We start from the raw sequence: 10,655 nt of genomic DNA, 5'->3' as shown, positions 1-10,655 counted from the left end.
GTTGGAGCACCCATCTTTTCGGCTAGAGCGGCATTGCATTCCGGTGCTGGATTAGTCACTTTAGGCATACCTGAACAGATTTATCCCATGGCTGCAGCACAAAACCCTGAATCATTATTTCTTCCCTTATCAGAACAGAATGGCTATTTTTCTGAACAAGCTCTGAATGAACTGACTCCATCGCTAAATCAATATGATAGTATTGCAATTGGACCAGGCATGGGAAGATTACCTGAAGGGGAAAAGTGGCTTAAATCTTTGCTAACGCGTTTCTCTACTCAGACACTTGTAATGGATGCAGATGCCCTATACTTACTGCGGAATGATTTAGAGTTGCTCCGTGAGTATAAGGGGGATATCGTCCTTACACCGCACCCCGGAGAAATGGCCAGACTTGTGAATAAAACGATCCAGGAAGTCGAGGCCGATCGAATCGAAATTGCCAGGCTATTTGCGGAAAAATATCAGGTATATCTGCTGTTAAAAGGTCATAGAACCATCATTTCCACACCTCAAGGAGTGATTTATATAAATCCGCACGGCCATGACGCTCTTGGAAAGGGTGGAAGCGGGGACGTATTGACTGGATTAATCGCATCGTTTTTGGCACAAGGTGCGAATCCCATTAATGCCCTCGTTTCTGCGAGTTATATCCATGCACTTAGTGGCGAGGAACAAGCAAAGAAATTATCCAATTATGGTGTAACACCTGTTAATCTTATTGATGGGATAAAAGAAGTGCTGAAACGATTAGTATAAAAACGGTGGCTTAGTCCTTTGACTGAGCTTTTTTTGCCGATAAAAAGTATTTAATTAGGCATAAGTGCAACCATAGTAGTCAAGACCTTAAGTGACTCCAATCGTCTAGTTTTCTTTAAAATAGAAAAAATTTCTTATAAAAGATACTAATATTTCATGATACAATAAAACTAGTAATATCGACAATTTCCGAGCATACATACATATTTATAATAGATTACATCGGGGTGGGGGGATTAAAGTGAAGCTAAAATTGAAAACGTTTCTAGTTGTTAGTGTAACCATGCTTCTATTTCTAACCCTACTTATTCTTGCTATTCGCCCCTTTTTACTAAGAGATTCGAATAAACTAGACCAAAACAGCACATATGCTGATGTCAAAAGAGTAAAAAATGACTTGGAGTCTGATCTTGCACATCTGAATAGTATTAATCGAGATTGGGCGATATGGGATGATACATATTTATTTTTAGATAATCAATATCCGGATTACTTAAGAAAGAATATCAGTAATGCTACCATGGAGAATATTGGAATTAACTTCATGGTTTTTATTAATAAAAACCATGAAGTGATTTATCAAAGGGCTTATGATTTAAACAGAAAAAAATCAATTGATATTGATATTGATTTTTATAAAGCGTTTTTACCTGCAGTGCATGATACAAAGGACCTCAATAGGGCATTTTTCCTTAAAGTAGATGATCGCATGACGATGACCTCCATTCAACCTGTATATCAAAGCGACCGTGAAGGAACCTCACCTGGTTGGTTGATTATGGGGAAATGGTTTAACGAACGTGCTGTAGATGATTTGGGGAAGAAACTGTCTTTAAACCTTTATTTTAAACAATCCAATCTAACCAATAAACATATGCAGATACAGGTTCAACCTGTGAGTGAGTCCAATATAAAGGGCTCTCTTTCTATTAAAGAATATTCTGAACAAAAGTATTATGAAATTAGTATTTTAAATAAGCGAAGTTTTTACCTTCAAAAGATGGCAAATATTAAGCAAATCACCATTTATTTAATTATTTCTACACTGACCCTTATTGTGTTAATGAATATTCTTCTAAGTCGTTTGGTTACCTCTCGTGTCCGAGACTTGTCTCTACAATTAGGAGAAATTCAAACAAATAAAGATATTAAAACAAGAGTAAGAATTAGTAAGGGAAAAGATGAATTGTCCAGTCTGGAAAATTCGATTAACAACATGCTGGCTTCTTTGGAAGAAAAACATGAGAGTGTCACTCAATTGGCCTTTTATGATCAATTAACCATGCTTCCAAACCGCTATAAATTATTTAAAGAATTTTTTGATCGAACCATTGGAAAAAAAGAGGAGCTTGTCATCTTTTTCTTTGATTTAGACGGGTTTAAATGGGTCAATGATTCCATGGGCCATACAATCGGTGATATGTTACTAGTAAATGTTTGTAAACGCGTTAGTCCAGTTGTAGAAGAACAAGATGGAATGCTTGCTAGGTATGGTGGGGATGAATTTGTTATCTTACTTCCGAATACAGGAAGGGCAGAGATAGAGAGAATCGCTGAAAATATCATGTTAGAGATAAACAGAGTGTTTCAAATTCATTCTTTTAAAATCTCAGTTACTGCCAGTATTGGTATAAGCTCCTATCCTCAAGACAGCACGACCATTGAACCGTTATTGCAAAAAGCGGATATTGCCATGTATGAAGCGAAAAGGAAGGGAAAAAATCAATATATCTTTTATCATGATTTAAATAATACGAATAATTATAAAAACCTGTTAGAATTAGAAAAAGATTTAAAATATGCCCTCATCCAAAAACAGTTAGAATCCTATTACCAAATTATTGTGGATTCAGAACATCATCAAATAACAGGAATGGAGGCTCTGTTGAGGTGGAATCATCCAACAAAAGGTGTAATTCCTCCGGCAAAGTTTATACCAATTGCAGAGGAAACAGGAATAATGCCTTACATTGGATTATGGATTTTAGAAGATGCGGTTAAGCAGGCTAAGAAATGGCATCTTCAAGGCCATGATTACCTTTCCATTTCTGTCAATATTTCAAAATCACAGATGAAGGATCACAGTTTTATTAATAAGTTGGATAAGGTTTTAGAAGAATATGATTTTCCGCCATCAAAGCTGCAAATAGAAATAACTGAGAGTGATATTAACCATTATTTGAAGGAAATTAAGGATTTTACCATTGAGTTAAAAAAGCGGAATATTAAAATAGCTTTGGATGATTTCGGCGTTGGCACCTCTTCCTTAATCTATCTAAAAGAACTGCCGATTGATGTAATCAAGATTGATCGCAGTTTTATAAGAGATGTTCCTTTAGAGCCTTTTGATACGACACTACTTTCAGGTATTCTTGAAATTATCCATGACCTTCAGCTTGATGTGATTGTCGAAGGAATTGAAACCAAAGAGCAAAGTGAGTTTATTCATTCGCAATTTAGTGCAAAATTACAGGGCTACTATTTTAGCCGTCCTATACCTGCAAGTGAAATCGAACAAATTTTTCTCTTTCCAAATCAAAACATTGGACAAATAATATAAATGTAATAAACATAAACCGAAAGAGACATTGTATGATCATGTCATGTTCGGTTTATTTTTTTTGAAAAATAAGGCTTGTTTCACGTAACCGGAAAGTGTATGGTGAAATCAAATAAGTGAAACGGGGGATGTGCGTTATGAAAATAGGGGTAATAGGACTTGGTGATATTGCACAGAAGGCATACTTACCGATTTACAGTAGTTTGAAGGACGTTGAGATCCATATTTATACCAGAAACCAGGAAAAGCTCAAACATATTAGCAGTAAGTATCGCTTTGAGCATATTCATAGTGACCTTGAATCATTAATGGAAAGTGGAATTACTGCAGCATTCGTGCATGCTGCTACTGCTTCCCATTCGGAAATTGTGCAAACGTTGTTAAATCGAAACATCCATGTATTTGTTGATAAACCCATTACAGATGATTATGAAGGATCAAAAAGACTCGTAGAGTTAGCTGAGGAAAAAGGGCTAATTTTAATGGCAGGTTTTAACCGCAGATATGCACCTTCTTACATTAAATTAAAAGAGGTAGTAAATCCAAATATGGTTATTGTCCAGAAAAATCGCAGGAATCTCCCGGGCGAACCGAGAACCTTTATTTTTGATGATTTTATCCATGTAGTGGATACGATGCGATATTTATTTCCGCATCCAATAGAGGACCTCCATGTCAGTGGGAAAATGGAGAATAACACATTATACCATGTGGTGATCCAATTTATTTCCCAAGGTGCGACTGCGATTGGCATTATGAACAGGGATAACGGAACAACAGAAGAGATTGCACAGGTGATGGGGCCGTTTGAAAAGAGAACGGTCTATAATGTCTCTCAGATGATCATTTCAAAGAATATGGAGAATATGGAAGTTAGAAGTGGTGATTGGGAACCAACTTTGGTGAAACGCGGTTTTGAACAAATGGTCCTTGATTTCATTCAAGCTGTAAGGACCAATGCCGAGCCGGAAATCACAGCCTGGGATGCCTTAGAAACCCATGAAATGTGTGAAGAAATCTTACAGAAACTAGTAAAGCAAAATCTAAGCTAGGTCTTTTTTATTCCAACAAAAGTGTTGGTAAATTGTTAATATTTTTCCATCTGAAATAAAAAAATCTGTGGTATGGTTAAATTAAGAAATCCTAAAGTAAATCGAAAAGGGAGGTTTACTGGCATGGGAGCACGATTGATTGAACCAAACATAGGCCCGAATATTCAAAAGGAAAAAGAAATAGTTAAGGAAATGATTGGGATGTATTGCAAAAGGAAACATCATCGTGATGAGCTTTGCAAAGAATGTCAAGATCTAAAAAACTATGCCCTTTTACGGCTTTCCTTCTGTCGTTTTGGGGAAGAAAAGACAGCGTGCTCTAATTGCAAGATTCATTGCTACAAACTAAAGTACAGACAGAAGATGAAGGCAGTTATGCGCTACGCCGGTCCTAGGATGCTGCTGCATCACCCAATCTACACAGTAAAGCATCTATTGAACAGATAATAAAAAAGCCTGGCTACTTCATGTAGCTAGGCTTTTCTGATATTAGCGAATGCCTTTCATAGCACTTTGAATTTTCGGTGCAATGATTAATAGGATAATTCCTAGTACGATTGAAGCTCCACCGATGATACCGAAATAAGCCGTTTCTGTTTCAGGGGTGTAGAACCTAACAATTTGTGCGTTAACAGCTTGAGCAGCGGCACTTGCTAAGAACCATAAGCTCATTGTTTGTGCTGAGAAAGCAGCAGGTGCCAGTTTTGTTGTAGCTGATAAACCAACAGGTGATAAGCACAATTCCCCAAGCACACAAACTAAAATACTAAGTACTAGCCATAATGGATTTACTAATGAATGAGTTCCACCTAATTGCGCAGGCAATAGAATGACAATAAAGGATAAACCTGAGAATAAAATTCCCAATGCAAACTTTTGTGGAATAGAAGGTTCACGTTTTCCTAATTTTACCCACAATCCTGCAAACACAGGGGCAAGTGTGATAATAAATAATGGGTTTAATGACTGGAACCAGGCCGGAGAAATATGAATGCCGGCGAAGTCAAGCTGTGTACGCTTATCAGCGTAGCTTGCAAGAATAGTAGAGCCTTGCTCTTGAATGGCCCAGAACATAACAGCTGCGATAAACAATGGAATATAGGCTAGAACTCTTGAACGTTCTACTGCAGTTGTTTTAGGACTGCGATACATACGAATAAAATAGATCGTTGGAATTAAAATACCAAGGAAACTAACGATGTTAATAAAGGTTTTAAATGTTAACAAACCGTTTGGTATGGTAATAGCGAAAATAATGGCGATTACGACAACCGCTAAACCAAACATAATAAATACTTTTTTCTTATCCGCTGATGATAATGGGTTTGGAACAGCTGTTCCAGCAAGTCCAAGACTTTTCTTCTTTGTCATGGTGAAGACGATCAAGCCGAGGAACATACCAATTGCAGCAATACCAAATCCAAGGTGGAAGCTTGTATTCATAATTGCTTTTGAACCAACGATCAGTGGAGACAGGAACGCACCCATGTTAATTCCCATATAGAAAATACTGAAACCGGCATCACGACGGTTATCATTTTCACTGTACATTTCACCTACTACAGTGGAAACGTTCGGCTTTAATAAACCTGTACCGATAACGATCAGCACCATGGAAACAAAGAAGAAAGCAACGCTGCCCGGAATGGCAAGGGCAATATGACCAAGCATGATTAAAATACCACCATAGAATACCGCTCTTGATGTACCGAACACGCGATCAGCAAGCCAGCCCCCGATGATACCTGACATATATACGAGTGAACCATAGATGGACATGATAGAAAGTGCTAGGGTTTGATCCATACCCAAGCCGCCCTTGGATACTTCATAATACATGTAGAATACTAGGATTGCACGCATACCATAATAAGAGAATCGCTCCCAGAACTCAGTAAAGAACAATGTGAATAACCCTTTAGGATGTCCGAAAAATCCTTTCTGAGGTACACTGTCCACAATTTTCTGTCTATTTACGTTTGACATTAACTTTTACCCTCCTTTTGTTATTCTATAATACTTTATATATTTTTGAATCGTCAAAAACTTTTTTTTGGAAATCAAGTTACATATTGTTGAAAACGTTGATATTATTGTATTTTAATAAGTGAAAAATTAAAAAGAAAGTTTTTTGAAAATAATAATTCAATTCCAAATAGAGTAATTTTTCGCATTAGTACGATTGTTTTTTTGGTGTTTGATTTTATAAAATACAAAAAAGCCCTTATTCATGAGGGCTTAATAGTTTATAGATGAACTTATCTTCCAATTTGTCGTCATCTCTAATCGAGATAGACTTGCATTGCTTGCTAGTTACATAGCGATAGATAATTTGGGCTTGATCCACTTCATCACTTTTTAATACTTTTACGTTTGTTTGCTGACTGTTTTTCAAAGTTGTAAAAATGGATTGTTTAATTGATTCAACTAACAGATCTATATTATCTTGAATTCTATACATCGCGCTGAAAAGTACGGTGTTGGCTTTAATAAGGAATAATTTGAAAGCTTCATCATTTAGATATTCAACAACAACAAATAACCTATTTTCAAAAGCAAAGTCAATTACTTTTTCCTTATAAATAAGATAGCGGATGGCTTCCCCGTATTCTTTGTATTTTGCGGCTGCTTCAAAGTGATAATGCTCGGCAGCTGCCATCATTTTTTGTTGAAGATCTTCGAGAATACTTGAGTCGGAGTCATTTATTATTGAAATTATTTTTTTTAGTCTTGCTTGATATTCTTTTAGATAAAGGCCGCCAAGGCAAACTCCCAAACATAATCCAAGGGAAAAATTAATACATGGGCTTTTTCGTTTTGAGAAATTTTTACAATCAATTTTAAAAAATTCTTTTAATCCCTGAATGGCTTTATCCACTGCAGATTTACTAGAATAGGGTCCAAAATAGATATTGCCATCCTGTTCATTTCGTTGGCAGGTGGTTTTTAATCCAGTCGGCTCTCCATTTTCATCGATTTGAATAAGAATATACGTATAGGATTCAGGACTCTTCATTTGTTTATTAAAAATAGGTTTTAATTCTTGGATGTAGTGACATTCAAGGAGAAAAGCCTCAAATTCTGTATCGGTAAGGAGATAATCAAAATCCCTGATAGAGGAGACCATCTTTTTGATCTTTTGTGAATGGGATTTGGAGTTTTGAAAGTAGGAGCGCACTCTTCTGTTAAGATTTTTTGCTTTTCCGACATACATAATCTCTCCATGAGAATCTTTCATCAAGTAAACTCCGGGAGAAGTAGGTAGGTTTTTTAATTTTTCTTTCATGCCTGGAATCTCCCTGTTTTTTTAAACTATTTTACCATAGGTGGTTATTAATAGTTATCCTGGGATTATAAAAACATGAAAAGAAGGACAATCCATACAAATTTGTGTTTGGATGAAACTTTAGCCAATTGTAAAGCGTATAAATAGTAAATGAACCTAAGGAGTTGTGTGTGTATTGTTTCTGGAAGAACTTTCCCTTAAAGAGAGAGAGGCTTTTCTTGAACTGGCAAACCGAATTGCTGCAATTGATGGAAATCTGTCTGTTTTCGAAAATTCAATTATTAAAAGGTATCAACGAGAAATGGAATTGGAGAATTATCAAGTAAAAGGGATGGATATTGAGGACATTCTGAGTAGTTTTAGTACGGAACGCTCCAAAAATATTGTTTTGGTTGAATTGTTTCAATTAATCTATTCGGACGGGGTTTTTCATGATCAAGAGAGCGAAACCATTAGCTTTATAAAAGGACATTTTGGTTTTAATCCTGAAGAATTTGGGAGCTTTAAAGATTGGATAGGAAAAATTAAAGAATTATCATGATGGATAATTATAGAAAAAAGCGAACGATACTGTTCGCTTTTTTTATACATATCGATTGCGACCTGAGAGCATTCCAAATACCATTACGATTAGGGATACAATAATGAGTGTGATCAATGGAACGATCCATTGATGGGTCTGGTCAAATAAATATCCAATAAATAAAGGTCCTGCCGCTGCGATAATATAGCCTGACGATTGGGCCATTCCCGATAATTCTGCAGCTTGTGCGGCGTTGCGGGCACGAAGTCCAATATAAGTCAACGCCAATGGGAAATTTCCGCCTAAGCCAATTCCAATAAGAATAATGCTAACAATTAGAATAAAGTACGATGGGCCCCCCCATAATAAACCAACAAAACCTAGAAAGGTTAAAAGGCTTAAGATAAATGCCAGCCAGAATTGGGATTTAAACCGACCTGCAAATACGGGAATCAAGAAACTGGCAGGCAAGCCCACCAATTGACTAAAGGAAAGCATCCAACCAGCCGTTCCCGTGCTCATTCCATGACTGTGTAAGATTTCCGGCAGCCAGGATACCGTAACATAAAACAAAAATGACTGAAACCCCATAAAGATGGCAATTTGCCAGGCGAGAAAAGAACTCCAAATATTATGGGAACCAATCTTCACTTTTTTTACTTCAGAATGAACTCCACGATTAGCCTTGAGAAGGTAGGTCCAAATAAGGATGGCAGCAATGGCTGGAATTCCCCATACAATTAAGGCACCCTGCCAACCAAGGTTTACTTCATGTGCCAGAGGAACACTCAAGCCTGATGCCAAAGATGCCACCAATGCCATTGAAGTAGAATACACACTTGTCATGAGTCCGAACTTTTTCGGGAATTTATCCTTTACGATCGCAGGCAACAGTACATTGCCAATTGAAATCCCTATCCCGATCGCAAGTGTTCCTATGAATAAGGAGATTGTTACAGGAACGGAACGAATGATAATCCCGATCATTAACAGGAACAACCCAAACAACAAAGTTGCCTCATTTGATAACCTCATAGCTATTTTCGGTACAAGCGGCGACATAAACGCAAAAACAATCAGAGGCATACTCATCAATAATCCTGCACTCCAATGCGCAAGGCCCACATCCTCTTGTATATCACCAATAAGCGGTCCAATTGAAGTAATGGCCGGGCGCAAATTAAACGCTACAAGGACAATCCCCGTTATTAACAAATATAAATAGGCTGACTTTACATCAGCACGTGACTTCTGCAATTCCACTATAATACTCTCCTTTTAAAAACAGACTTTTTAAAGTATAACATAGTAAAAGAAAAAAAATAAAAAAGCGAAGAGTGACTGCAAAAGGTGACAGGCACCGTCCGTGTACAATTGTCCATATGGAGTGGACAAAGGTGTTTATTCTTCAATGAAATTTAGGCTTAATAGTTATTGACTTTGACGTTGCGTAAAGGTGTATTGTTGATTTTGAGGAGGTGAACGGATGGAATATACAGTTCAAAAGTTGGCAAGTTTGGCAGGGGTTAGTGCTAGGACGTTAAGGTATTATGATGAGATTGGGATTCTTAAGCCGGCGAGAATCAGTTCATCTGGATATCGGATTTATGGTCAATCAGAGGTGGATCGCTTGCAGCAAATTCTTTTCTATCGCGAATTAGGTGTTAACTTGGAAAGCATAAAAGACATCATCACGGATCCTTCTTTTGATGGTTCAACGGCCCTAAAAGAGCATCGCCAAAAACTCCTCGAAAAAAGAGAACAATTAAATCTGCTCATTGCAAATGTAGAAAAAACAATTGCAATGACTGAAGGGAGAATAAACATGTCTAATCAAGAGAAATTCGAAGGTTTTAAGAAAAAAATGATAGATGAAAATGAGAGAAAATATGGGAAAGAAATCCGTGAAAGATACGGGGAAGAGACAGTAGAGAAATCCAATGCCAAAGTTATGAACATGACCCAAGAGCAATATGATGAGGTAACTGCACTTGCTGACAGAGTAACGAAAACGTTAGCTGAAGCCTTCAAAACAGGCGATCCAGCTGGTGAATTGGCTCAGAAGACAGCGGAGCTCCACAAAAAATGGTTAACCTATTATTGGAACGAGTACAGCAAGGAAGCACACGCAGGGCTTGCCCAAATGTATGTCGATGACGAAAGGTTTAAGGCCTACTACGATAAGGAACAACCAGGAACTGCGGAATTTCTTAGAGATGCTATTCAAATCTATACTGGGCTTAAAAAGTAGTAATCTAAAACTATTATATTGAAGGATTATTTTATTAAAAAACTGTTTACTAAAGAGTAAAATGATGAAAAAGGCACTTTCACCCTTGGGGCTGTAAGTGCCTTTTATGTTACTTTAACGTACTAAAGAAGGAGAAGGTGTATTTTATTTTCTAAATTTTTTTATTTATGCGACAACTTTTGACATTATTTCAAATAAGTCATATGTCATAATAGTCATAATAT

9 protein-coding genes are annotated in these 10,655 nt (G+C 36.9%); 6 read left to right on the top strand and 3 right to left on the bottom strand.

Going from position 1 to position 10,655, the window contains the following annotated elements; translation table 11 throughout:
• The 4 genes from V7083_RS13205 to V7083_RS13190 form a co-directional block, all read left to right on the top strand.
• Positions 1–759: NAD(P)H-hydrate dehydratase (locus V7083_RS13205; RefSeq protein WP_335478437.1), on the top strand; the 759-nt coding region annotated here is incomplete at its 5' end.
• A gap of 241 nt (positions 760–1,000) precedes the next feature.
• Positions 1,001–3,319 carry an EAL domain-containing protein gene (locus tag V7083_RS13200; protein WP_335478435.1) on the top strand — a complete coding sequence of 773 codons (2,319 nt, stop codon included), beginning with the start codon at positions 1,001–1,003 and terminating at the stop codon, positions 3,317–3,319.
• Positions 3,320–3,456: 137 nt separating this feature from the next.
• Positions 3,457–4,371, top strand: a complete 915-nt coding sequence (locus tag V7083_RS13195) for a Gfo/Idh/MocA family protein (RefSeq protein WP_335478432.1) — start codon at positions 3,457–3,459, stop codon at positions 4,369–4,371.
• A gap of 123 nt (positions 4,372–4,494) precedes the next feature.
• A complete protein-coding gene (locus tag V7083_RS13190) occupies positions 4,495–4,818 on the top strand; it encodes a nitrous oxide-stimulated promoter family protein (RefSeq protein WP_335478431.1) in 324 nt (107 codons plus the stop codon).
• Between the two features lie 42 nt (positions 4,819–4,860).
• Here the strand turns inward: V7083_RS13190 and V7083_RS13185 are convergent, their stop codons facing one another.
• Both V7083_RS13185 and V7083_RS13180 read right to left on the bottom strand, forming a co-directional pair.
• Positions 4,861–6,357, bottom strand: coding sequence for a peptide MFS transporter (locus V7083_RS13185; protein WP_335478429.1), 1,497 nt, complete (start codon positions 6,355–6,357; stop codon positions 4,861–4,863).
• Positions 6,358–6,595: 238 nt separating this feature from the next.
• Positions 6,596–7,657 carry a GIY-YIG nuclease family protein gene (locus tag V7083_RS13180; protein ID WP_335478427.1) on the bottom strand — a complete coding sequence of 354 codons (1,062 nt, stop codon included), beginning with the start codon at positions 7,655–7,657 and terminating at the stop codon, positions 6,596–6,598.
• 175 nt (positions 7,658–7,832) lie between these two features.
• Between V7083_RS13180 and V7083_RS13175 the strand changes: the two genes are divergently transcribed.
• Entirely contained in the window at positions 7,833–8,198 is a 366-nt protein-coding gene (locus V7083_RS13175) for a hypothetical protein (RefSeq protein ID WP_335478426.1), read from the top strand.
• Between the two features lie 42 nt (positions 8,199–8,240).
• On the opposite strand, the gene V7083_RS13170 is transcribed toward V7083_RS13175, so the two are convergent.
• Positions 8,241–9,443: a CynX/NimT family MFS transporter gene (locus tag V7083_RS13170; RefSeq protein ID WP_335478424.1), complete on the bottom strand. Its 1,203-nt coding sequence runs from the start codon at positions 9,441–9,443 to the stop codon at positions 8,241–8,243.
• Positions 9,444–9,666: 223 nt separating this feature from the next.
• Between V7083_RS13170 and V7083_RS13165 the strand changes: the two genes are divergently transcribed.
• The gene (locus tag V7083_RS13165) at positions 9,667–10,431 is read left to right on the top strand and encodes a MerR family transcriptional regulator (RefSeq protein ID WP_335478422.1); all 765 of its coding nucleotides are present in this window, start codon (positions 9,667–9,669) and stop codon (positions 10,429–10,431) included.
• The last annotated feature ends 224 nt before the right edge of the window (positions 10,432–10,655 follow it).

The sequence above is a fragment of the Bacillus sp. JJ1764 genome (genome assembly GCF_036962145.1).
Classification (GTDB): Bacteria; Bacillota; Bacilli; order Bacillales; family Cytobacillaceae; genus Neobacillus.
Note: the sequence above shows the minus strand (reverse complement) of the source record. Positions and strands in the feature narration are given on the sequence as shown.

Bases quoted from the DNA above. Each gene is read 5' to 3' on its own strand.
- V7083_RS13195 (WP_335478432.1), top strand. From the start codon at position 3,457: ATGAAAATAGGGGTAATAGGACTTGGTGATATTGCACAGAAGGCATAC.
- V7083_RS13190 (WP_335478431.1), top strand. From the start codon at position 4,495: ATGGGAGCACGATTGATTGAACCAAACATAGGCCCGAATATTCAAAAG.
- V7083_RS13185 (WP_335478429.1), bottom strand. From the start codon at position 6,357: ATGTCAAACGTAAATAGACAGAAAATTGTGGACAGTGTACCTCAGAAA.
- V7083_RS13180 (WP_335478427.1), bottom strand. From the start codon at position 7,657: ATGAAAGAAAAATTAAAAAACCTACCTACTTCTCCCGGAGTTTACTTG.
- V7083_RS13165 (WP_335478422.1), top strand. From the start codon at position 9,667: ATGGAATATACAGTTCAAAAGTTGGCAAGTTTGGCAGGGGTTAGTGCT.